Raw genomic sequence first — 24,512 nt, forward strand, 5'->3', positions numbered from 1 at the left:
TCAAACAAGGATTGCAGTCGGCGCGCCGGCTGTGCCGGCCGGCAAATAAAAGTATTGCAATCATTAACAATAGCAGGGTAAATAAGAATATGTGTTTCATTTGTTGTGACATTGGTGAATGCTTAGGAGAAAAGCGGGGAGAAGCTTTGGGCCGAAACAATTGCCTGCGCAAGGGCTGTAGCTGTTTGGTATGTTTTGCTGAACAGGAATGGCCCCATGCTGGCCCTTTTAACACCCAACTGCTGCAGGGCTTCAAAGCCGGGTAAGCCGGGCACACACATTACATTTATTGGCAGGCTGGTGTTTTGTACGGCTGCTGCAATATCGGCCGGTTCGCTGATGCAGGGCAGGAAAATGGCATCTGCTCCTGTTGTTTGGTACAGTTGTAACCTGCGGTTTGTTTCATCCTGTTTACCGGGAACATTGAGCAGGTAGGTATCGCAGCGGATAGTAATAAACAGGTCCAGCCCTTCTGCTGCAAGCCTGTTTTTGATATAGGCAATCGTGCCTGCAAATGTCCCGGCGTTTTTCAATATTCTTACAGCAGAGATAACAGATGAATCTTCTATATTAATGCCCGCTACACCGAGGTTGATTAACTGTAAAATATTGGCATAGATTGCTTCGGGGGTATTGCCATAACCCATCTCCATGTCGACCGTTAAGGGTATTTGTATGGCGGCCTGTATGCGTTTAATTACAAACAGGTAATCTTCAAAAGGCATGTCCTCTCCATCCTGGTAGCCCAGGCTATTGGCTACTGCTGCGCTGGATGTGCCAACTGCTGCGAATTGGTGCTCCTGGAAAAGCTGTGCGCTTTTAACATCCCAGGCATTGGGCAGAATGAATAAACTGTCTGACTGATGTAATGATCTGAATGTTGCTGCAAGTGGTAACATGATTTCGCTGTTTAAAAGAAATAATTTGTTTACTGTTAGCAGGCAATGATGCCTGCTTTTCAGATTCAAAATTATTTACACAGCAAACCGTGGAATTGTACAAAACAGAACAACTAGTTACTGGTAGCTGCCAGTGTTATGGGAGAGCTGTCAAACGCATAACCGGAGGGTGTTAAACCGGTGAATGATTTAAACTCCCTGATAAAATGCGACTGGTCAAAGTAACCGCAATCGTAAGCGATGGATGTTAGGGAAGTATCTTTTTTGGTAATCAACCGCAGGCTGTTTTGAAAGCGGTGTATTTTGCTGTACAGCTTTGGGGTAAGGCCGGTATATTGTACAAAGAGTTTTTGCAGGTAACGTGAGGTAATACCATAACGCAATGCCACATTGTCGATGTTATCAAAGAAATCGGCACGGCGCAGTTCAAGCATCACATCATTCACCACAGCCAGTCTACCGAATTTTGTTTCAGACGCAGAAAGCTGGTTCAGCAAATAGTTTTCGACAAGTTCAATGCGTTTGTGCCAGTTGCTGGTATCCTGCAGTTGGGCATAGAGGTCGTTTACCGGTGTGCCGGACAAATGACTGAAATCAACCACCTGGTTGTTAAACAGGTCTATCTTATCGTTCAGGAAACAGACTGCGGCGTGCGGGAAAAAGCGGATGCCCAGCATGGTGTTTTTCCCGATGGATTTAACCTGCAGGGGTTTAATGATCTGGCCCCACAGCTCAATAGATGGGGTAGTGGTGAAACCGGTATCTGTTGCTGTTTGCCAGTTACCTGTTCCGAGGTTGAAGATAATTTCCATACAGCCGCTGGGGAAAACAGTGTCTTCAAATGTAGTAGCCACATCCGATTCGTAGATGTAGTAACATTTTACATACTGTTTCAACCTGTTTCCCGGGCTGATTTCGTTATACTTCATAACTGTAGCAAGGTTTGTGGGCAGGCAATGCCTGACGGTTAAAGATACGAAGTGAAATTAGTAAGCTGTGTCCCGGGAAAATTGCATAAATCGGAACAAGTGCGGCTGTGGAAATATTGTAATTTGTTGGTAATGAGATACTGCCCTTGTGGAGCAATGTGCTCATCTAATTTCGATATATTGTAACAGAATATTAAAAATGCAAACACCCATCACCACCGGCAGACTTTCTATAGAGCGTTTATCTGTAAGCGATAGTGCTTTTATGGTTGAACTGCTCAATTCAAAAGGGTGGCTTGCATTTATTGGTGAGCGGCATGTTCATTCAAAAGAAGATGCCGAGGCTTATATCAACAAAATTAATGGAACACCCAACTTTACTTACCTGGTGGTTAAGCTGAAAGAGAACAGGCTTCCCATCGGTATTATATCACTGATACAACGGGATTACCTTCCGCATATTGACCTGGGCTTTGCATTGCTGCCTGGTTTTATGGGTGCAGGTTACGCTTATGAAGGTGCCCATGCGGTAATGGAGCACATGTTGCAAAACGTTGAAAAGCTGCTGGCCATTGCGCTTCCACAGAATACCAGTTCCATACAACTGCTGCAAAAGCTGGGTTTTGCTTATGAAGAGGCGGTAACTGTTAACAATGAAGTGTTGCATGTGTATGCGATACACCGTAAATAAGTACAACATCACTGAATTGCTTCAATGATGCTGTACACTACTACTATGTTACTTTTTAAATACAGGCCGGGTGCTTACAACTGCTGTGCTGCCTTGTAAATAAAGCCGGCTACTTTTGCCGGTTGCGACACCATGTGCACATGACTGGCCTTGAGTTCAGTATAATGTATGTGTGCAATTATGCGATTAGTGTTTTAGGCTCCAGGAATTCAGTCAGCCCATAGTTGCCGTTTTCGCGCCCTAAGCCGGAGTTTTTGTAGCCGCCGAAAGGTGCCAATGCATCGTGTTTGAGGGTATTGATGAGCACCCTGCCTGCCTTTAGCTGCGCGGCTACATTTTCAGCCCTGGGTATATCGGTGGCGTTGATGTAGGCCATGAGACCATAGTCGGAATCGTTGGCGATGTCAATGGCTTCCTGCTCAGTGGTGTAAGCTATTACAGCGAGTACGGGGCCAAAGATCTCTTCCTGTGCAATGCGCATCTGGTTGGTGACGCCTGTAAATATGGTGGGCTTCAGGTAATAGCCTTTTTCCAGCCCTTCGGGGTGGCCGGGGCCACCGTACAGCAGTTCTGCACCCGCTGCCATGCCTGCGGCGATGTATTGCTGAATACGGTCGTATTGCTTTTGGCTGGCTACGGGGCCTACTTTCGTTGCTTCGTTGTAGGGGCTGCCTACCTTGAATTGCTGTGCTTCGTGCAGCAGCCTGGTTTTTACTTCATCGAGGAGGGATGCGGGTACGAGCAGTCTTGAACCTGCAATACATGCCTGGCCATTGTTCATAAATGCGGCCTGTAATGCCCTGGGTATGGCGGTGTCGAGGTCTGCATCATCGAGGATAATATTGGCTGATTTACCACCGAGTTCGAGTGTTACCCTTTTCATGGTATCGATGGCCTGTTTGGCGAGGATCTTGCCTACAAGGGTAGAACCTGTAAAAGAAATTTTGGTAACGGCGGCACTTTGCATGATGGCACGGCTGATGACATCGCCCCTGCCGTTGACCATGTTAACGACGCCGGGGGGCAAGCCTGCCATATCGATGCATTCCATGATAATCTGCGACTGCCAGGGACTGAACTCACTGGGTTTGAGCACCACGGTACAACCTGCGGCCAGTGCAGGCGCTACCTTCACGGCAATGGAGCCTGCGGTGGAATTCCAGGGCGTAAACAATGCTGCCACCCCAATGGGTTCCATGATCACGGTTGATTCGTTGACCTTTTGCTGAAAGGGGTAGCGTTCCATCACCGCAACATGGTTAAGGAAGGTAGTGGCTGCAAGCAGGTTCGACCATTTGGCGCGTTCCTTTGTGGCGCCGTATTCCAGCACGGTAATATCGATGAGGTCATCGATTCTTTTTACAATTTCATCGTGTATGCGCTGTAAATAACCGGCGCGTTCGGCAAGGGTGGTGCGGCTGTATGTTTTCAGCGCTTCTGACGCGGCCTGTATGGCATTGGCGGTGTCTGTTTCATCTGCATAGGTGAGTTGTGCAATTACTTCTCCATCGAGCGGACTGGTGATTGCGGCAATTTCACTGCCATGTGGTTCAGCAAACCTGCCGTTGATGTAAATGCTTTTAATGTGTTTCATATGTGTATTATAGAGTGAATAATTAAGATGTACCAATTATGCGCAAAGCTGTACATATACGGCCAATTGTGCAGGCACTTTAAGGGTGAAGCGGACAAAATACCAGGCGGGCAGGGCATTTCAGGCGGTGGCACGTATTGCTGGTATAAAAGGTGTAACCAGCTTTAGCCCTGCGGGAGGGTCCGGGAATTTGTGCAAGTGCCCCCTGTTTACTACTTTCACGCAAATTGTTTGTGTGCTGTTTTCTACTCCCGGAGTGCATGCCCGGCTGTGTTTAACAGCGCCTAATATTGCAAGATGATGAGATTGGACAGAGGAATATATACCGGGTATTGTATGTTTGGCAGGCAACTAAAACGATGGATGCCCGCATGTGCGCTGTTACTTATTTGCCTGTTCCCGTTAAGGTTGTTATCGCAATATTATCCTGCACCGCGGCCGGTTGCGGCCAGTCAATTGCAGCCATTATTAAGGCAGGTAAGATCTGCCAATACGCCACATGAGCATATACGTGCGCTGAATGCACTCGGTAATCTTTACATTAATTTACCATTAAGAAAACCAGTTGATTTTGCAGCTGCGAAGCAATACCTGCAGCAGGCGCTTACAGAAAGTACCAGGGCAAATGATACAGCCGGTAAAACGGAAGCTTTGCTGCTGTTGGGGCAACTGGCATTTTTTAATGATGCACCCGAAGCATGGGAGCCGCTGTTGCCGCAGGCGGATGATGCCACCAGGGCTAAATTGCTGCTGCAGCTGAGCTTTTATTACTGGTACAGGGATGCGGGTGACAGCAAAACCAACCTGCTTAAATCGATTGAATATGCAAAGCAGGCCGGGATGCTTGGTGAAAAACTGGGTTTGAAAGACCTGGCCATGATGGCGGAAAGAAATATTGCCATGGACAATTCCGAGCTGCAAAAGCCAGGCGCCGAAGCAGGATTGCTTAAAGTGCTGGATGCATACAAACGCACCGGGTACCGGCAACTGCATTATATCTATTTCGTGCTGGCATGGCATTATTATCTCGCCAATAAAATGGATAAGGCGTATTACTATTCCGAAACCGCCATCAATAGTGTGCTTGCAACAAAAGACACACTTGCAACAGGCGATATGTACGTGTTAAAATCGGAGATCGGTTACCATCGCGATAGTTACGAGGAGGCCATACGTTCAGCTGAAACAGCACTGCGTTTTTTTAGTTACCAGTCAGGGATGTATTACGTTTGTGCAACCATTTGCCACGATATTATCAGCTCGGCTTACGACAAGCTGGGCCGCAGGCAGGAAGCGATCGAGTACATCCTGAAGGTGATGCATCAATACCCGCCACGCACTACCATCGACAGCATTGCTTATATCGGAAGGCTTGGTGATGCTTACCGCGAACTGAAAGAATTTGATAAGGCGGAAAAGTTTTTCCTGCAGAAATATGCCATCAGTAAACGTATTCATTCGGGAGAGCGTTCCGCAGCTATAAGTCTGGGCCATATGTACCTGGATGCAAAAGCGTATGAGAAAGCCAGGGTATTCCTGTATCAGGCTTTGTCGTTCGGGGATTCAGGGGTAAGAGCATCTAGCCAACGTTATCTGCATTACATGATTTACCTCGCAGATTCTGCCACCCGGCGGTATGCTTCTGCACTGAAACACCTGAGCCTGCTTAACAACCAGGCTGCTGCCGATGCCCGCCTGGAACAAGACAAGGTGGTGAAGCAAATGGAAGTGGCTTACAGGGCACGCGAAAAAGAGCAGGAGCTTAAACTGAAAAACCAGCATATTGCCATGCTTCAGCACGAGACCGATGCACAGCGGGAAAAACTGAAACAGTCACAGAAAATCGGCATGCTCACTGCAGGTGGTTTACTATTGGCGGTAGCTGTGGGGGTATTGCTTTTTTTCCTGTACCGCCAAAAAAAGCGGGGCAGCCGGTCGATGTTTACCAAAAACCAGCAGCTGCAAAAACTGGTATCTGAAAAAGAGTGGCTGCTGAAGGAGGTGCATCACCGCGTTAAAAACAACCTGCATACGATCTTCTGTTTGCTGGAAAGCCAGGCGCGCACAGCCACGCCGGAAGCACGTGCCGCGTTGGAGAAGAGCCGGCAGCGCATTTATGCCATGTCGCTGTTTCACAAGAAGGTATACCAGTCTGACAACATTGAAACGGTAGACCTCGGGAATTATATCCGTGAGTTTTTGTTGTTTTTGCAGGATGGTTTTGACCTGGAAGCAAAAAATATACGTATAGTACATGATATGGATCCTGTTCCCCTGCCGTTGCGCCTGGCCATGCCGCTTGCGCTGGTGGCGAACGAGGCGCTTACCAATGCGGCTAAATATGCGTTTAAAGGCAGGTTGCAAGGCGAGATACGGCTTGCGCTTAAACATGAGGGAGACGGCTATGTGATGATGATTAGCGATAATGGCATCGGAATGCCGGAGAAGGGAACTTCGTTAAACCGCTCGCTGGGAATGGAACTGATGTACGGGTTATGCGCAGATATTGGTGCGGAGATCAGTTTCAGAATGGAAAATGGTACACAAATACGTATTACTTTTACAGCTGCCCAGGAGGCTGAACTGTAAATGAACAAGAGGTTATGAAAAACAAAATACTTATTGTTGAAGATCAGTTTATAGAGGCGCACAATTTACGCATGGTGCTGGAAACAGCAGGTTATACTGTTTGCTCCATCGCGCGGTCTGTGCAGGAAGCATTGAAGATCATAGCTGCTGAACAGCCGGGCCTTGTATTGCTGGATATCTTTTTAAACGGCAACAAAACCGGCATTGAACTGGCCATATTACTGAAGAAGCAAAACATCCCGTTTATTTATCTCTCTGCCAATTCTGATAAAGACACATTCGCGCTTGCCAAGCAAACCAATCCATACGGCTTCCTGGTAAAGCCCTTTCGCGAAAAAGATGTGCTGGCAATGCTGGATATTGCGGCAAACCTGCACGAAGAGCATGTTTCACTGGCCAGGATGTCTGCATCAAATACCGTTGCTACTGTACAGGATAAAAAAGTGATCCATCATTTTGGCATGATTGGCAACAGCCCTGTGTTAAAAGAGATTGAACGCTACATTGGCATTGCTGCTGCAGCAATTTCGCCTGTGCTGATTCTTGGTGAAAGCGGCACAGGTAAAGAAGTAGTGGCCAGGGCCATACATGAAAATTCGGCACGTGCAAAGAAGCCGCTGGTGGTGGTAGATTGTGCTGCTTTAACACCAACATTGATTGAATCGGAGCTTTTCGGTCATGAAAAAGGCAGCTTTACCGGGGCGGTAGATAAAAGAACCGGCCGGTTTGAACAGGCTGCTGAAGGCACCATCTTCCTCGATGAAGTAGGAGAGATGCCTGTTGAAATACAATCCAAACTGCTGCGTGTTTTGCAGGAAAAAGAAATATGCCCTATCGGGGGCACACGCAGGAAAATAGATGTGCGTATTATCGCGGCCACCAACCGGAACCTGGAAGAAGAAGTTGCAGCCGGAAGGTTTCGCCTTGATCTGTATTACAGACTGTTTGTTTTCCCGATTCAGCTGATGCCTTTGCGCGACCGCAAAGAGGATATTCTGCCGATAGCGGAACACTATTTACGGGTGTTTGCAACGGCAAACAATAAGGGTGTTACAGGCTTTTCGGAGCGGGCCAAACAAACGCTGCTTAACTATGCATGGCCGGGCAATGTGCGCGAACTGATTCACCTGGTTGAACGTAGTGTGTTGTTGTGCGATGGTCCGTTGCTGATTGATACGATATTGCTGCCTGCTTCCAGACAGATCCGTACAAACGATACGGGGCAGATTAAGACGATCACTGAAAATGAGCGTGATCATATTCTCGAGGTGTTATCGAAATGTGACTGGAAGATATACGGGCGGGGTGGTGCGGCTGACTTGCTGGAGATAAATGCTTCTACACTGAAGTCGCGTATGAAGAAGCTGGGGATATCGAAGCGGTTTGATTAACTCGCCGGGGACTATTTTTTACCACAGAAGGACGTTGATTCTATGATCATGAAATGTCGCGCGAAATTTGGCTGTTTTAGCGATATGCTGCGATACGGGGTGCTGCGATTTGCTTGCAACTAGCTATTTATCAGGTAAATAAGTAAGTGGTACATCGTTTGTATTTCTCACTGGAGGTACTGTATCAGCTCATTTAAATTCAACCACGCGCATTTACTTTTTCACTTACGGTATAATGATATGCCGGTGCTTAAACTATCAAAAGAACTAGTTGTATGGACAATCAAAATGCTAAAACAGACGGAATGATGAACGTGCAAAAGCATGGGTTTGGTCAGGATTTTATATTGGTGCGGGACTACCTGTTGTACGTTCGCGGAAATGAAACTTTTAACCTGGATGGATTTGAGACACCGGGCGTTCACCGGCTTAAAAGTGATCACCGCCTGCCTGAAGACCAGGTAGCTTACCTGTTAAGTTCACTTGAGGGAAATGCAGCTATTCCCGACCTGGGTGATGTGCTTAGCCGGCATAAGGCATCTGCCTGGAAAAAAAGCTTTCTTGTGTTTAAGAACCAGAAGTACACTACGGTTCAAACAGATAATATTGCCTTCTTTTATATACGCAATAATGCGGTGTCGATGATGTGTTTTGACAAGCAGGTGTATACGCTCAGTTATTCACTTGACCAGATCACTGGCGCTGTATCGCCACAGCAGTTTTTCCGCATTAACCGCCAGTACATTGTTAATTTCAATGCGATTAAGGAAGTGGAATTATACTATATGCGCAAGCTGTGTGTAAAGCTGATTGTTGAAGCGCCAGACCAGTTGCTGATTAACAAGGAAAAGACAACAGGCTTTTTGGCGTGGATGGAGAACAGGTGAGAAGGTTTAACTTTAAACCTAACTTTTGGCTGTCTTGGCCTGCATACTCATGGTGGTATGCGGTACAGCACGTAACCTTGCTTTATCAATCAGTTCGCCGGTTACCTTGCATACACCATAGGTTTTGTTTTCAATACGCATCAGGGCTTTCTCGAGCTGGTCGATAAAAACAATCTGCCGGCTAGCCAGCTGGCTTAACTGGTCGCGTTCCATACTAATGCCACCGTCTTCCATGCCCTTGTTTCTTAAATCGCTTTCATCGGTGGCCATATCGTCTTTACCGGTAATCAGGTTTTGGAGATACACCAGTTCTTTGCGTGCTGCATCCAGCTTTTTCTGAATCAGGTTTCTGAAGTCTGCCAAATCTTCGTCACTGTAGCGGTACCGTACGTTATTCGTTTGCATATGTGAATCCAGTGTTTGTTGCTGCACTGCAAACCTTGTTCCATTCCCGGCAGATTGGCTTTTTTCGTTACACGGCGTATTGTTGAGGAATTTGATCCGCAAACATTACAATAAACGGGGCGTTATAAACCTGTTGTGTGCCTCATTCAATTTTCTGCAAATCAACCCCGCCAAAGTGGATTCCTTTGGAGATAACCGGGTTGCCCATATAACGCAGTTTGGCTTCGCCAAAAGAAGTGATCTTAATACGGTCGGAGACATTCACTTTCAGCTCGGCTTCGCCATAGGCAGTTATCCTGGCTTCCTGTCCGGTAATAGTGGTGGTATTAATTTTACTTTCACCATAACAGGTATAATATTGCTTGTTTATTGTACCTGTTTTAACGTCCAGTGAACTTTCGCCATAAATGGTGGTGTGCATTTCGCCGATATGTACTTCCGTAAAAATCACTTTAGATTCTCCGTAAACGCGTAAAGTAAATTCATCCTGGGAAATGGGGCTTTCGCAGAGGTAAGTTTCTTCACCCCGCAGCGATAGCGCATCCAGCTTCTTATATACCACGGTAGCTATTACGGCATGGTTGGGGTACAGCGGGTGGCTTTGGTTGTCTTCATCCCGCTGGTTATGGGGAATGTCTTTGACGCCATCCAGATACAGTCTCAGGGTGCCGTCTTTTACTTCCACATGCAGTTTACCGGTGTCTACAATGGCCTGGTTTATGGTAACGCGCTCCTGGTCTCCTTCAATAAAGGTAACCTGTATATACGGGCTGATAATGGCTTTGTGAAAATGGTCAACCGGGCCCGATTGGGCATAACAGGTGCAGGTAAAAACAACCAGCATTCCTGCAAACATGGTAATTAGTAATTTCCTCATAAGGCATATGTGTTTGTGCTACTACGAACCAGCGTTGTTATTTGTTACAGCACTGGCTGAATTTTTATGAAGAAGGTTATTTGCCTTGTGCCTTCAGTTTTTTTAGCGTATCAGCCCCATTGGTGTTTTGGGGGTTTAGCTGAACTGATTTTTCATAGCTGGCAATGGCTTTGGGTTTATCGCCTTGTGCTGCGTAGGCCTCACCGAGGCTGTCCCATACATTCCAGGAGGCGGGGAAGTCTTTGGTGTTTTGTAGAAAAAAGGCGATCGCATCGTCCGCTCTTTTCATGCGGAGAAACACATAGCCGATGCTGTTCATATTGTCTTCTGAAATAGAATCTTTATTGTCTTCCCTTTGTTGCAGGTAGTCCTGTAATGCGGGGGCTGCACCCTTGCTCATTGCAGCTTTTAACAGCAAACGGGATGGGGAGTGATAGGTTTCATAATCCAGGTGTGCAATAGCCGGGTGTTCTCCGCCGAGACCATCGTTTACCAGCTCTTTAACAATGGATAAACCATTAGCGCCATCAGCAAAATAAACCACCGCGTTTTTGTTTTTCAGCGAAGCGGTGAAATAAGCTTTGGCATCGCCATTATCGCCCCAATGCCAAAGGTTGGTTTCTTCCGGCATGGTTTCGAGGCCAACGCCCAAGCCCCAGGCAACAGCAGGATATTTGGGATTAACCCTTACCTGTGGTGTCATCATTTGCTGCCAGGTTTGTTTTTTCAATCCTGTGCCGTTCATCAGGGCCACCAGGAATGTGGCATAATCTGTTGCAGTTGTACAAAGACTGGCGGCTGCATTGCCGTGATCCTGGCCTGCATTTTCTTTCCCGTTTTCCGGCTGGTTTCTGCCGCTCAGTTGGCCCAATATGTCGTGGCGGTAGGCTTTCAGCGTGTCGTAGCGATTGCGCCAGATATAACTGCTGGACGACATGCCAAGGGGCTGCAGTGCATACTGCTGCATAAAATTTTCAAATGATAAACCGGTGATCTTTTCCACCACCCTTGACAGGTACACCATGCCTTCACCCGAGTAGCTGAATTTTTCACCCGGATTGAAAAGAATGGGCAAGCTTTCATTTGCAGTGTTGCGCCAGTTGGGGAAGCCCGAGGTATGACTTAATACATGCCTTGCTGTGATGAGGTTAATGCGGTCATCGTTGACCACGTCATAATTGTTGCCGAGGTATTTATTCAGTGGCGTATCGAGGTTGATCTTGCCCTGGTCTACCAGTTTTAATACCGCATAGGCAAACACTACTTTGCTGAGTGAAGCCGCTTCAAATACAGTATTTGTTTTTACCGGCCGTGCAGTGTTAACATTGGCCAGGCCAAATGCGCCGGTCCAAACCAGCTGTCCATGCCGCACAAGCGCGATGGATATGCCCGGCACGTCTGCTTTTTGCAATAGCTGCGGCACGTCTGTCTGTATGCGGTTGATACTTTCTTTGGTATCAGAAAGCCGGCTGGCGGCAAGCGGGTATACAACGGTTGTAACCTGGGCGCTGGCTGATAGCAGCAGTAACGGGAAGGCTGCAAGCAGGCAAACTTTTTTCATAGCAGTATGCGTTATTGGTGACCGTACCAAATATAAATCTTTTTGGTGGTAGGGTACTTAGCTGATGGATGGGAGCGGGGGTGTTAATTATTGTCTTTTCGTGGTGTAATCCTTTGCCAGTTCGTCCAGCTCTTCATCATAATCCGAACGTCCGGCAAAGGCAGAGGGGTTATAGGTATCACCGGGTTTGTGTTTCTCTGCAAGATTAAACTGGCTGGCATGTGAGGCTACCCACAAATCGAAAGTAAGTCCCTTCATTGCGCGCAACGTGTATGCATAATCTTTCAGGATTTCAGGATAAGTGGGTACATCGTTCAAAGTTCTGTCGGTAATGATGGTAGGCATGTTAGCAATCAATACACGGTAAGATTGCTGTTCATCTTTTACCGTTACCATAAAGCTGCAGGAACCCTTGGTATGGCCGGGATGGTGCAGCATAACCAGCTGCGTGCCACCGAGGCTGATGGTATCATTGTTATGCAACAGGCGATCTGCCTTTGCGGGCTGAAACAACCAGCCATGGCCACCATATTCATAGTCTGAGTTGCCGCCATCTTCCAGTACAGCGGCATCTGCTTCGTCGACCATTAATTGTGCACCGGTCAGTTTTTTTATTTCAGCTATTGCGCCTACATGATCGTAATGCACCTGCGTGGTAAGTAATATTTTCACATCAGCCAGTTTAAAACCCAGCTTCTCTATGTTTTGCTGTAACAATTCCCTGGATGAACCGATACCGGTATTGATAAGGATATTTCCTGCGGGTGTAGTCAGCAGGTAGCATCCCAGCTCTGCAGTACCTACATAATACAGGTTACCTGCAATACGGAACGGTTCAAAAGATTGTGTCCAGTTAGGTTTGGTAAAACTGGGTTCATGAACTTCCTGGGCAGATACAAGGGAGGTGAAAAACAGGAACGACAGGGCAGGCATGAGAAGATTACGCATGAGGGAGATATTTGTGGCAAAATAAGAACATATGGAGGGATGGGCCAAACGGTTGTTTTTGGGGAAGAAGCTGATCAATGGCAGATATTTTTAAGTTCCTTTTAGTATGCAGGGAATATATTTTGAATAGTGCTAAAATGAAATAAGTCGCTGATATTAAACGATTTATTGATGGTGGGGAACCCGGGGACGAACTTGAGCAGTATGGTGCGTTTATCAAGCTGATTAATGAAATAGATATGGAATTTCCCGGAAAGCGTAATATTCTCATTCTAAATGAACGACTTTTATTTCATTACATTCGATTATAAACGATTTGAAAGTGGAGTAAGTGAGGCGAAAAAGATGTGTTATCAGCCGAATTGTCACGTAAGCGGAATGATTTGTCATATCTTATATAATATGATGGAGGATAGTATACATGGAATGCTCAGGACGTACCCGCTGTAGGCGATAAGCTACCATAAGAAATAGTGTTCCATGGAATCCTGCGGCAATAGCCACAAAACGAAATGCTAACTCGCCGCAATAATGACTTTCCTGATGGGTGGCTAACAAATTAGAGCAATGGCAATTTCTCCCTTATTCGTTGGAGCACGATCGCAAAGGTCGGTTGCCCACGGTAGTACAACGCCTCGGTGGCCACATACCGAGCGGTAAAGCCGGCTATCAGTTGCGCGTCTTCTATTAAAAGCGCAGGGTGCTCGTTAACCGGAATTAATGCATCCTTTCCGGTGATCCAGGCGGCTTTGTGCGCTTGATATTCAGGCGAGCCTATAAAGGCAAGCACTTCTGCGTTGTCTAATAGACTGTAGATGTCATAGTACTGGCGCATAAAGTTTTTTTGCTTATCACCGCTTTCCAACTCCTGTCGATAATGCCGGATAACGGTTTGAATCTTCTCTACCAGTGTATAACCGGGATGGTAGCACCGAACAGCTCTGGCCCGGTTGTCAGTGACTGCATCTTGGGTATTGCTAACAGCAAAGTCATAGGCCCAGGAACTGATGGATAGTGGCGCATTGGGCGCTACCTTGCTAAAACCCGCCTCCAGCAGTATGCCTCCTTTTACACCTGGTAGTGCAGTTGTAACGGACGGGTATATTAGCCGGATGCCACCACTGCGGTAATATCGGGTATCGTCGAAGGCGTAATCGCGCTCTACATGAACAAGCCCGGGAAACTGTATGTGCTGCGCCAGCCAGTCGTAGAAAGCTTTGCGTGAGGCCACTGCGTTATCTTTTATGCTAGTTTGGTTTACCGCGAAGCCCAGGTCCGCCGGTGGCTCAATCAGCAGGTCCAGGTCTTCGGAAAAGCGGTCAATGATATGATGGCCTTTAGATAAGGAGGTGCCACCTTTCAGGGCAAAATCAAAGCGCTGTTCCAAGCAGGATAGTACATGCATGATCCAGTAATCCTTTTCAACCAGCATAGGTGCTATGCCTTCCCGGTCAGCCACGATGAGTAGCAAGTCTTTGAATTGGGGATGATCGTGTAGATACATGTGAAACAATCAGGGGCTATTGAAGAAAGGAAGCAAACAGCTTCTGCGTCCTGGCGCTACCGAAGCGTTTAACAGACGTTTTAAGCTGGCGTGCGTCCAGCTGTCGCGCACGTACGCGCACGTTGCCCAGCACGGCTGTTTGGTCCTCGGCCAGGCTGGAAAGATTGTTCACCAGATCCACAAGTAGAAACTCGACGGTGGGCTTCTTGGGAAACCGGGGCTTTCGCTGAAAGCTAAAGACCCGGTTGCCCAGCTTGACATCGCCATGGCGCTTATGGTTGTATACGATCGTCTTGTTGTACAGCTGGGTGGTCCCCACACCTAGGCCATTATAGTCATTGGGTGAGGTAAGGAGAAATTCATCGTCCTTCAAGAAGGCGCGCACCAGCTCACTATCAGCGGGTGGCGCATCGCCGAAGGCAGTTGCCTTAGGAAAGTAATACATGCCCGCAGCCACCTTCTTCAAGGTGCCCTCCTCCACCAGTTCCGCCAAATGCCGATCTACCGCAGTGGTCCACTGCGATAGATCCTCCCGGCGATAAACCTGACCAGGACGAAGATGATGCTTTATTACGTCGACTTTAGGCATTGATCAAATTTACAAAAAAAACATAAATTTGCATGAATTTTTAATAAAAAAACATGCAAATCTAGCATTCTGGGTTAAGTTAAAATTTAAACGACGAGGGAGTAATGTAACAGCATCCAGCAAAAAAAATATTCAATGTCAGCATGGATGCAGTTCTTGATGTTTGCTACATCTCGTTGGATTTCATCTAATTTAAAAACTATATAGTGCTATTAAATAAGAGGTGGCATTGAACCCTTGAAAAACGTGGATTTTTTATTTTAAAGGATAGTATCTCAACATTGTCAAAGCCCTCTTTAATGCAACTTGACAGGAATCTCAAGGTTGCTGGTAATGCATCGTTAGGCAAACCTTCGATATCTACCAATTGCTTGGTAACTAAAGAAATAATTCCGAATAAAAAACTCAGCTCTGGAACAAGCTTGAGCACAAAGACCCGAGCATCCTGAAGATATCCTTTGGCTTCCTTATTAATTCGTATTTCAATCGCCTCCAAGCTGTCACCCCTCACGTACGATAATAAAAGCCCTTCAATTCGGACAAAGTTATTTACGATCTCTTTTAAAGATGATTCCTTTGGAAGTCCGCTCAATCGTCTTATAATTTCGATAGTATTGGGCCTGTTAAATATCTTCTCAACATAAGCTCCACTGGAGCGAATCCAGGAAGAATACCATGTTATGATTTCCGCTATCGACATCGAGAAAAGCTTACTTAGCCCCATCTTATTTATGGCGTCAGATAACCCTATGATAACCAAAGGATGTATACCAGCCTTCAAACTTATCTCGTACTGCCAAGAGGAATGCCCAAGCTGACCATCAAGTTTTTCTCTCACACTAAGAAGTGTCTCAACTTTCTCCCTAAATAAACTGATTTTTCCATGTTTAGAAGCCCTAAAGCTCCCAAGAGAATTAGAGAATATTTTCTCAGTCTCTCCCTTTCCCGCTTGATTTGACCTAATCCGCAATAGCATATTAATTTTCTTACTATCTAAAGGCAAACCCTCCGATTGTATATCATCAAGAAATACTTCCAATGGATCGTTGACAACTAAGCATTGATCACTTTTGGAGAACACTTGGTCTTTCAATTCCCACCATTTAGAGGATATCGATTTCCCATCTATAGACACCACCCTACTCGGAATGATGATCACCGCGCCTTGTGAAGACTGCCCAGCCCTGCCTGCACGACCAGCAGCATTGAGTAACTCATGGGGATCAACTGATTCCAGTTCATTCGTTTCTGTATTGAATCGATCATCTCCTGCTATGATAACAATCTCTGCTGGCAGGTTTATACCCTGTGCTAGTGTAGCGGTGGCAACAAGTGCTGATGCCCCATCGGGATCTTTAAAATATTGCTCGCTTAATGCCCTCTCGATTGAAAGAAGATTCCCATGATGAACAACGGTACTGTTTGCCATGCTCAAATAAGAGTACTTAATACTGCCAAGCTCATTTTCCAAAGCGAGAAATTCGTCTTTGTGCTTATCATGAAATCGTCTAAATCTTCCGGTTGAATTTGACGACATCTTATTTTCGATATTTTTAGCTGTAGCAATAGCATTCCTCGGATTCGCAACAAAGATTAATGTTTTGAGCTTCTGCCCTCCGTAATGAGCGCCCAATGCAGCAGCTACCGCATTCCTATTAGGAGTAAGGCTCCAGTAAGCATTGCTGGCCGTTAAATTTACAGGGAGGTCTAACATTTTTACTAGAGAATAATCCCTCATGCTTTTAGTATCCCACTTATTTCTTAAACTGAAAAGCAATAGGGAATGGCAGTCAGTTGCCTAATTAGGCTAGGCGATGGAGAATTTCTTTTATTAGCTTGCCTTTCGCTCCTATCGCCCTGTGCTTTGGCAGCCAGTTTATCTATTTCATTTTGATCATATACAAGACAGCCGTGAAGCTGCCTTGTAGGCTTCCAGGCAGAGTCAAAAAGATGACAAACCCTATTTGTTACAGCCACGATCCAATCGCGAATCTCTTCACCATTTTGAACCATAGCTGATATTAGAAGATAGTCGGCTTTGGGTTGGGTAGCAAAGAGAGAGAGTAAACAAAACATAGCATTTTGTGAGCGCTCGTCAGTTGTACCTGGAGCACCGTGGATTAGATGAAATTCATCAAAGACAATCAATCCGATATTATTTAATGAAGAGGGTGCAACATTCATCATTGTAAGGCACCTTTCAGGTGTCATTACCATTATTGATTCATTTTCACCTTGATTCAAGTCTGTCACCTCGCCATCAACTTCTAGCTCCGTCCCTAAATAACCATTAAAAAGTGCTCCTAGATTTGATTTCACTTGATCTTCCAACGGATGTGTCGGAACGAGGTATAAAACCCGCCTTGACGAGAAGCAAGTTGCAGCAATTTTTAGTTCTGCTAGTGTCGATTTCCCAGCTCCCGTTGGGAGTGTCACTACCGCAGATTGACCCGGAGTAAGAAAATTAGTTCTAATAGCATCGACATGATTGCTCCATAGGTATGGCCTAGTTTTAGCCAATTCCGCTTTGAAATCATCCCAAAGGAATACGTCTACACCTGGAGGCACTGCAATATGGACGACCGCGCGCGACAACAAGTCTTGAGACATTTTTAACAACTTAGCCAAATGATAAGGACCAGTAATTACCGAACGCTGAGATGTGTAAGCCAAATCAAAAACAGATAGTTTTATTACATTGTCGAAGTAAACATCTGCATCAGTTTCTTGCTGAGTCCCCAAAAGAGCGGAAGCAATGCTGTAAAGGCCCTTAGATAAATTTGCCCAAAGTAGATTGATAGCATAGGAATTTACGTCATCGCCGTCCTTGTATATTGGCTCCGTTAATGGGTTTTCAATTATTTCAAGAAGGTTGCCCTTTGCGAGTGCCTGAATGTATTGAACAAGAATTGACCTAGAGCCATGCTCAGACTTAGCAGGGTTCATTTTTCGAGAAACCTCTGCTGCATCAGGCTGATTATTGGAAATTAAAAAAAGTACTATAGCAGAAATAAAAGAGGATATTGAATCCGAATTAAGATACTCTCGCATTTCGCCCTCGACAAAGCCAATTCGATGAAGAAGACTGTGCGCCGTCCCCGCAACAAATGCAATCGATTCCTTGTTCTCATGGTTGGGGTCAGTTATCAAGATTGTCTCCAGGTTGTATGCAAGAGTCTGTAGTAAATTAATACCCTCAAAAAGCTCTGGCACTTGATAGTTTATAATACCACCTGAGAATTGACGTCGAAGCCCGACAATTGTCGCATATATATTTGTCAACTCCTGTGGCAAACGATCAATATCAATTTTGCCAATCCCAGGGATACTTCTGATTACAGCTTCAGTCTCAGAATTAAACATTTTGCTTCTTTAATGAATTGAGAAAAATGGTAATTTTATCACAGAATTGCTGCATCCAGTTACGTATATCTTCTTGCAACATGGTTGCCGCATATCTTCTATGTATGCCAGACAAATCAGGAACGCAATCGGAATACCCTTTGAATAAATCTCCTCTCTTTTTTATTGTTTCATAGGTTTTACTTCTGTTTATTCCGACCCTATATGATCTAATATTTTTCTCGTAAATGTTGTTCTCATTCTTTTTCATGAAACCGGTGATATGCTCGATTAAAGGAGAAATCCTACTAACCAGTTTATTATTGTGTATCCCTCCCTCAAATGATATAAACTCTTTCCAAACTTCGGGAAGAATGCTTCGTTGGTTGCCGGCGGTACATTTATCTTCTGTAATAATAATCTTTGCCAGAGTATCGCCGCCTTCCAAAATAATTGCTAGTCCATCTAACCCATGCTGTGCAGGAGCATCGTGTGGGGGTTGACAACGATAATCTAATGCTTTATATTCGTGCTGCAAAGCAAGCCATGAGATCATTTGAAAAATCCAACCGTCGCGTTTTGTAATATCAGTATCCCTGCCAATTCTCTTGATCGCTAAATCAATCTCAGACTCTTGTAGCAATGGACTTGTAGGGTTTAATTCTTTAATTATTTGCTTGGAGTGCAGATAGTGACCAACTAGCATGTATGCTACTAACTCTGCGAGTTCTGTTTCATCCGAAATGACAATCTCATTATCAATCACCGCTGGCCTGCTGTCGCACTGTTTTAATGTAAATGGCATTTTAATCTATTTGCAGTAATTCCGAAAAATTATGGATAAATGAACGCCCCGCAGCAAACTAGGTTTTAAGGACTGGACGGAGTGCTCGCAACATAAATATTATTGAGATGAATTTAAATAAGAAAGGATCAATCACGCTGATTCTTTCACCTTTCGAAGAACAGTTTTGACATTCTCTGAAATTAATTCAGGATAATCCTGCTCAAATGTATTTCGAACTGATTTTTCCTTAGTTTCAATTCCGTTTGAAAGGTACTTTAGTTTGCGCTTGTTTGCCTCTAATAATTCTCTCCATTCTATAATATAAAGCTCGATATCCTTTTCTTCCTTCTTATCATAAAGAAAAGGAACGCCATATTTCGCAAAAGCTGATTTCATTTTGGATTTGGCATACCCCGTGAGCTTTGACGATATTAAAATCATTTTGTATTTAACTTTGCTACTAGGCAATGCGGAATGGTTTTCAATAGTATAGGCGTACTTATCTAGTTGATTTATTTCCTTTTGGCTGATCGCACAACTGGGGGATTTTAATTCAACAACCATTATTTCCCGGCGCTCATCGTCGGCTATTTTATCGTTGAAAAAGAATAAATCAGTGATATTGTTCAATAACGGATCATCACTTGTTATGAGATTTTCATCTTCAACAGTTGGACTGTAATGGAAAAACTTCTCACGAAGTTCTAGGAGTATTGCACCGATCTGCCGATCGGACCAAAGACATGGTGTACCATTATAACTTTCGCCAAATATCCACAGCGCTTTTTCTAGTATTTTATGTAACTGTTTGCGCTCAAGCAGTACCTTTGCAAGTTCGCCGTACACAATTCCATTAAGAAACTCGATAAAATCCGTCTTCTCAATTACCTGTTGACTGAAATGAATAACATTCTCCAGGTCTGTTGTCTCTAGCAGCGCACGCAGTTTACCTATGTATTCCGGAGTTAATTTTAATACTTTTTCGAAGATAGATTGTATCTCTCCATTTGAGATGGCTGTATTTACAAGCGGATAAATCAATTCACGAATCTGAGCCTTTTTCTCCAGCAACTGATACTGATCTTCGATAAGATAGGCTACCTTTTTAAAAATCAGTTGGTGCGATGGAGAGTAACGATCATTATCTCTAAGGGGATTAGCCTCGTCACTTTGAATTGCATCGGAAAATTTTTCGAATTTTTTATTTCTTTCCTTGAAAAACTCGTTGATTGTGACTTTCACAATCTCTTTCAATGATTTCAGCTCATCGTCAGCCATTTCGTCCAAATCCAGATTTCTAAACAAGTCACTATTGAACATTGGCGACTCCAGGTAAATAAACCATGGGCCAAGATCTGGAGTATACCATTCGGATGAATATGTAAATTCGTGGGCTACAGTTTGAATGCCTGCATTCTCAATGCATAGAAAGACCTTAACCTTATCCAGGTTCAGTTTCGTGTGATAGTAATAAAATTGGATCTCCGTATCCTCACCTTGTAGAGTAATGTATTCCTTCGATTGTATAATAGGGTCTTCCACCAAAAAATCTTCGCGTTCAAGTCTTCTTCCGTTTACATGGAATGCAACATTTTCATTAAAGATGTTAAATGGATACTTTTGGAATATCTCGTTTATGAAATTGTTTAAAATGAAATGTTGACCGAGTTGCTGTTTCTTAGGTACTTTGCCTCCAGTGTTGCTGTACAGGTTTTTAATAACAACTTCATAAAACGTATTGTAATTGCTTTCAGATAATGAAGAATCGTCGATTTCAAATTCGATTTCATCCAGTACGTTTTGTTTGAATGCATCTACGTCGATCGGGAACGTAATCTCGTGAAAACAGCTGCTTTTCTTATCATAGCTCAAAGTTTTGATCACTATGCTACTTCCAATTTGCAATGCAGCAAATCGCCCAATGCCTTGTCCGCCGGCTTTAACATCTGTTCCAATTTCTAAAATCCTTGGTTCAAAATCGTCACTTGCGACACCAGGACCATCATCCCTTACGCTTATACATTTTATGAACGGCTCCAAAACACCATTTCCATATTCAATGTTTATAAAGACGTTCTTGGCCTTAGCTTGAATTGAATTATTGATTAATTCACAAAGTGCAGCGAACGTATTTTTATATTTGGTTAGCTGAGTATGAATTAGACGACTGTTTGTCTTCAGCTTTTTACGTAGCTTCATAAGGGGTGGAATTGATAGGGACTAGCGAATACGATTGATCAAGATGAGGTTCAAAAAAATAAGCTAAAATGCCGGCACTCCCGGCATTCAGTAATTTATAGGGATTCTATTTGCTATCATGTTTCAGCGTATCAGCTATTTCTTTTTCGGAAGCTACCTGGCGCTCGTAAAGCTCAATATTTTTTCAATGGGATTGAAATTAACCGTTCCATATGGATTGCCTCCAATCTGTCCATTATTTGTTTGAAAATAATTATAGAAATTATTGCCCGCTTCATTCGATTTAAACTCCTTCAACACATCTACCTCCACACCCAACAGCGGCGCTATCTCTTTCAAGATCGTTTCATCAATCTCCGCTTCCATCTCCAGATCGGAAATCTTCTTCTGATCCCACTTATTACCCAGCAGTTTTACAAGACCTGACTGGTTGTATTTTTTAACGTTGCGAAACAGGGCGATGTTTCTGCCGTGATGTACCATTTTTTTTACCTCCGTCATTACAATATAAATGTTTTATAGAAAAGATCAAATACACGGCTTATGTTTGACTAAGGGAAGGACAAAATCCATGAATAAAGGAGCATGCCTTAAAATTGGGTATGGTGCGATGCGCGCGAAATTGAAATAGCAGAAGATATATTCTTCAAGAATTAAATCATCAAGGATTCATATGGTCGCTCATATGATGAATTAACAAGAAATAAAGCAAGTCTGTAGGTGTAAGCAGTCAATGAAGAGGAGTGCGGCTACTTAAAATGAATTCACACTCACTAATGGAGTAGCGCGGTGCATAAGACAATGCCAGGACCTCGCAAAAACAAGTGTCGTTAAATCTAGGGTTCGATCACTCCCCTCACCATTAAAATGACCTTATCGAACCCCTTCAGTTATTAAGTTGTTGATGCATAACTGCCTAAGTATCAAATCGAAGGGGACTTTTTAATAGATGTAAATGAAAAGGGGGACTGTGAAGTCCCCCCAAGTGGAGCTGAGGGGGGTCGAACCCCTGTCCAAACGTTATTACCATAAGCTTTCTACATGCTTATTCCTGAATTATTTGTCGGGAAAAACAGGGACAGGACAAACCAATCTCTTCCGTAGCTGTATGGTCTTTTGCTGCAGTCACAGCCTTCTGCAGCAGCATTCTGTGTTTGGTTTTGAGTCGGCGGCGGAGCGTGGTAACAGAACAACCTGCTCAATCCCGGAGGATCACTTGCGTGACGCGGCCCTAATGACTATCTAATCACTGATTAGGCAGCCATGGCATACTGTGTATTGCCATTTGAATTTTGAATATTCAGATTAAAGTGCTAATTATCCAACGCACTGCATGCTTACACCTACCGCAACCAACGCTGTCAAAACCAATACAGCCCCGCAGTTCAGTGAACAGCAAATATACAATTTTTTTTGCTTTTACCACCAACAACGTAGCTTCGGGTATGACCAACCAGTTACCGGCAGCCGTTTATACCCAACACATTGAACAAGCTCAGTCCTTACTGAAACAATTATTGTTAAAACGTTCCAGGCTGGGATGGGGGCGCCTGGCCTGTTTGCTGGTACCTGCCCTTTGTTGCTATTATTTTCTGCCACAGCAGGTGCAGGCTGCCGTTATCTGTGTAGTAGCTGGCATTGCCTGTTTTCTTTTTCTCGTATCGCTCGATACCGATAATAATCACCGCATCAGTTACCAGCAACGGTTAATTGCCATTAATGAAGATGAGCTGCTGGTACTGCAACACCAGTACCAGCAACGCGACAATGGCCAGCAGTTTCAGCCGGCCCTGCATCCTTATGCGGGTGATTTCGATTTATTCGGTGATTATTCGCTTTATCAATACATCGGCCGCTGCGAATCGCAGCAGGGCAAAGCATTACTGGCTGCACAATTGCTGCAGGCGCCCGGGGCAGCGAATATTGTTCCCGTACAGGAGGCTATCACCGAAATGGCCACGCATGTAAACTGGCGACAGACTTTGCAGAATTACGGTAAGCAGGCCCCTTTACAGCAAAGCACCGAAAAGCGCATACTCGACTGGCTGGGGGAGAAGGACGGCCTGCCACAGGGAAAACTGTTGCAGCTGCTGGTAAAATGGTACCCGGTTATCCCGTTCGGCTGCCTGTTGCTCGTGGCACTGGAAATTATTCCGCCACCGGTGTTTAACCTGCTGTTCTTTGTTTTCCTGATTGTGTCTTCTTCGCTTACCGGTAAAATCAATGTTATATACAAACATGTTTCCCGCATCGAATCTGAAATAGGCTCGCTGCAATTGCAATTGATGCATGTGGAAAAACAAACCTGGCAATCACCTTACCTGCAGCAGTTACAGCAGCAGCTGCGTGGCGGGCAGCAGGCTTCTTATGAGGAAGTGCTGCAACTCAAAAAAATACTCAACCGTTTCGATTACCGCGTTAGTATGGCCATTCTGTTCCTGAATCCCTTCCTGGCCTGGGACGCCCGGCAGGCAATGGCGCTGATGGAATGGAAAAAACACAACAAACAAAATGTGGCTGCCTGGTTTAAGGTAATTGCCGAAATGGAAGTGCTGAATACCCTGGCAACACTGAAGTACAACCAGCCTGGCTGGATATTGCCGCAGGTACAGCAGCAGCATTTTAACCTGCATGCACAAACCCTCGGCCACCCGTTGATAGCACCGGAGAAAAGGGTGAACAATTCCTGTGATATTGCAGGTACAGGACAAATTATGCTGATCACCGGCTCTAATATGGCAGGTAAAAGTACCTTCCTGCGCAGTTTGGGTGTAAACATGGTGCTGGCCATGATGGGCAGCCCGGTATGTGCCACAGCTTTTGCTTTTTCGCCGGTGCAGCTGGTATCCAGTATGCGCATTGCAGATAATCTCGCAGAAAATACTTCTACCTTCTATGCTGAGCTTAAAAAACTGCAGGATATTATTATACGCGTGAACCACCACGACAAGGTGTTTATACTGCTCGATGAAATTTTACGCGGCACCAATTCACTTGACCGCCATACCGGCTCCAAGGCGCTTATTCAACAACTGATCAGGGAAAAAGCGGTTGCAGTGATCGCCACACACGATGTAGAACTGGCTGCTATGGAGCAGACTTACCCCGGTGAACTGCACAATTATCATTTCGATGTGCAGGTAAGCGCAGGGGAGCTGTATTTTGATTACAAACTCAAAACCGGTGTTTGCCAAAGCATGAATGCTTCTATTTTAATGAAGAAAATAGGTATTGAAATGGTATAATGGCCTTCAGTACATTGAAAATCAATGTTTGAATATTGATTTTTCACTAAAATTTTCCTATTCAGCGTTTTAATA

General features: G+C 44.8%; 19 protein-coding genes and 1 other RNA gene. 5 read left to right on the forward strand and 15 right to left on the reverse strand.

The features are described 5' to 3' along the window. Positions 1-122 precede the first annotated feature (122 nt). Entirely contained in the window at positions 123-899 is a 777-nt protein-coding gene (locus DXN05_RS07965) for an isocitrate lyase/PEP mutase family protein (protein ID WP_116846701.1), read from the reverse strand. Between the two features lie 113 nt (positions 900-1,012). Beyond that, a complete protein-coding gene (locus DXN05_RS07970; protein WP_116846702.1) occupies positions 1,013-1,828 on the reverse strand; it encodes a helix-turn-helix transcriptional regulator in 816 nt (271 codons plus the stop codon). A 199-nt stretch (positions 1,829-2,027) separates the two neighbouring features. On the opposite strand from DXN05_RS07970, the gene DXN05_RS07975 reads away from it, so the two are divergent. After that, positions 2,028-2,519, forward strand: coding sequence for a GNAT family N-acetyltransferase (locus DXN05_RS07975; protein WP_116846703.1), 492 nt, complete (start codon positions 2,028-2,030; stop codon positions 2,517-2,519). A gap of 178 nt (positions 2,520-2,697) precedes the next feature. Here DXN05_RS07975 and DXN05_RS07985 read toward each other — a convergent pair whose 3' ends face one another. Continuing rightward, positions 2,698-4,113 (reverse strand): aldehyde dehydrogenase family protein, encoded by a 1,416-nt coding sequence (locus DXN05_RS07985; RefSeq protein WP_116846704.1) that lies wholly within the window; start codon positions 4,111-4,113, stop codon positions 2,698-2,700. A gap of 297 nt (positions 4,114-4,410) precedes the next feature. Here DXN05_RS07985 and DXN05_RS07990 point away from each other — a divergent pair, with 297 nt between their 5' ends. The 3 genes from DXN05_RS07990 to DXN05_RS08000 all read left to right on the forward strand — a co-directional run bounded on the left by DXN05_RS07990 (position 4,411) and on the right by DXN05_RS08000 (position 8,980). Then, the gene (locus DXN05_RS07990; protein ID WP_116846705.1) at positions 4,411-6,702 is read left to right on the forward strand and encodes a sensor histidine kinase; all 2,292 of its coding nucleotides are present in this window, start codon (positions 4,411-4,413) and stop codon (positions 6,700-6,702) included. 14 nt (positions 6,703-6,716) lie between these two features. Continuing rightward, positions 6,717-8,093, forward strand: a complete 1,377-nt coding sequence (locus DXN05_RS07995; RefSeq protein WP_116846706.1) for a sigma-54-dependent transcriptional regulator — start codon at positions 6,717-6,719, stop codon at positions 8,091-8,093. A 275-nt stretch (positions 8,094-8,368) separates the two neighbouring features. Further along, entirely contained in the window at positions 8,369-8,980 is a 612-nt protein-coding gene (locus DXN05_RS08000) for a LytR/AlgR family response regulator transcription factor (protein WP_116846707.1), read from the forward strand. A gap of 18 nt (positions 8,981-8,998) precedes the next feature. Here DXN05_RS08000 and DXN05_RS08005 read toward each other — a convergent pair whose 3' ends face one another. The 12 genes from DXN05_RS08005 to ssrA form a co-directional block, all read right to left on the reverse strand. Then, on the reverse strand, positions 8,999-9,385 hold the full coding sequence (locus DXN05_RS08005; protein ID WP_116847133.1) for a TraR/DksA family transcriptional regulator: 387 nt from the start codon (positions 9,383-9,385) through the stop codon (positions 8,999-9,001). Between the two features lie 142 nt (positions 9,386-9,527). Further along, complete coding sequence (locus tag DXN05_RS08010; protein ID WP_116846708.1) at positions 9,528-10,262, reverse strand: GIN domain-containing protein; 735 nt, start codon at positions 10,260-10,262, stop codon at positions 9,528-9,530. Between the two features lie 76 nt (positions 10,263-10,338). Further along, positions 10,339-11,823 (reverse strand): serine hydrolase, encoded by a 1,485-nt coding sequence (locus DXN05_RS08015; protein WP_116846709.1) that lies wholly within the window; start codon positions 11,821-11,823, stop codon positions 10,339-10,341. 87 nt (positions 11,824-11,910) lie between these two features. Then, entirely contained in the window at positions 11,911-12,756 is an 846-nt protein-coding gene (gene bla / locus DXN05_RS08020; protein ID WP_394337515.1) for a subclass B3 metallo-beta-lactamase, read from the reverse strand. A gap of 574 nt (positions 12,757-13,330) precedes the next feature. Continuing rightward, entirely contained in the window at positions 13,331-14,275 is a 945-nt protein-coding gene (locus tag DXN05_RS08025; RefSeq protein ID WP_170148867.1) for a nucleotidyl transferase AbiEii/AbiGii toxin family protein, read from the reverse strand. Between the two features lie 16 nt (positions 14,276-14,291). Beyond that, positions 14,292-14,864 carry a hypothetical protein gene (locus DXN05_RS08030; protein ID WP_116846711.1) on the reverse strand — a complete coding sequence of 191 codons (573 nt, stop codon included), beginning with the start codon at positions 14,862-14,864 and terminating at the stop codon, positions 14,292-14,294. 199 nt (positions 14,865-15,063) lie between these two features. After that, positions 15,064-16,602, reverse strand: a complete 1,539-nt coding sequence (locus tag DXN05_RS08035) for a helicase-related protein (RefSeq protein WP_116846712.1) — start codon at positions 16,600-16,602, stop codon at positions 15,064-15,066. 23 nt (positions 16,603-16,625) lie between these two features. Beyond that, positions 16,626-18,227 (reverse strand): DEAD/DEAH box helicase, encoded by a 1,602-nt coding sequence (locus DXN05_RS08040; RefSeq protein WP_116846713.1) that lies wholly within the window; start codon positions 18,225-18,227, stop codon positions 16,626-16,628. Further along, positions 18,220-19,011, reverse strand: coding sequence for a hypothetical protein (locus DXN05_RS08045; protein ID WP_116846714.1), 792 nt, complete (start codon positions 19,009-19,011; stop codon positions 18,220-18,222). The genes DXN05_RS08040 and DXN05_RS08045 overlap by 8 nt, the downstream gene beginning before the upstream one ends. 132 nt (positions 19,012-19,143) lie before the next feature. Continuing rightward, positions 19,144-21,192, reverse strand: coding sequence for an ATP-binding protein (locus DXN05_RS08050; RefSeq protein ID WP_116846715.1), 2,049 nt, complete (start codon positions 21,190-21,192; stop codon positions 19,144-19,146). Positions 21,193-21,345: 153 nt separating this feature from the next. Next, a complete protein-coding gene (locus DXN05_RS08055; protein WP_116846716.1) occupies positions 21,346-21,693 on the reverse strand; it encodes an XRE family transcriptional regulator in 348 nt (115 codons plus the stop codon). Positions 21,694-22,175: 482 nt separating this feature from the next. Next, positions 22,176-22,572, reverse strand: a transfer-messenger RNA (tmRNA) gene (gene ssrA / locus DXN05_RS08060). 65 nt (positions 22,573-22,637) lie between these two features. Between ssrA and DXN05_RS08065 the strand changes: the two genes are divergently transcribed. Beyond that, positions 22,638-24,437 carry a MutS-related protein gene (locus tag DXN05_RS08065; protein WP_116847135.1) on the forward strand — a complete coding sequence of 600 codons (1,800 nt, stop codon included), beginning with the start codon at positions 22,638-22,640 and terminating at the stop codon, positions 24,435-24,437. Positions 24,438-24,512: the final 75 nt, after the last annotated feature.

It is taken from the genome of Deminuibacter soli, assembly GCF_003412455.1.
In the GTDB taxonomy this organism is placed as follows: Bacteria; Bacteroidota; Bacteroidia; order Chitinophagales; family Chitinophagaceae; genus Deminuibacter; species Deminuibacter soli.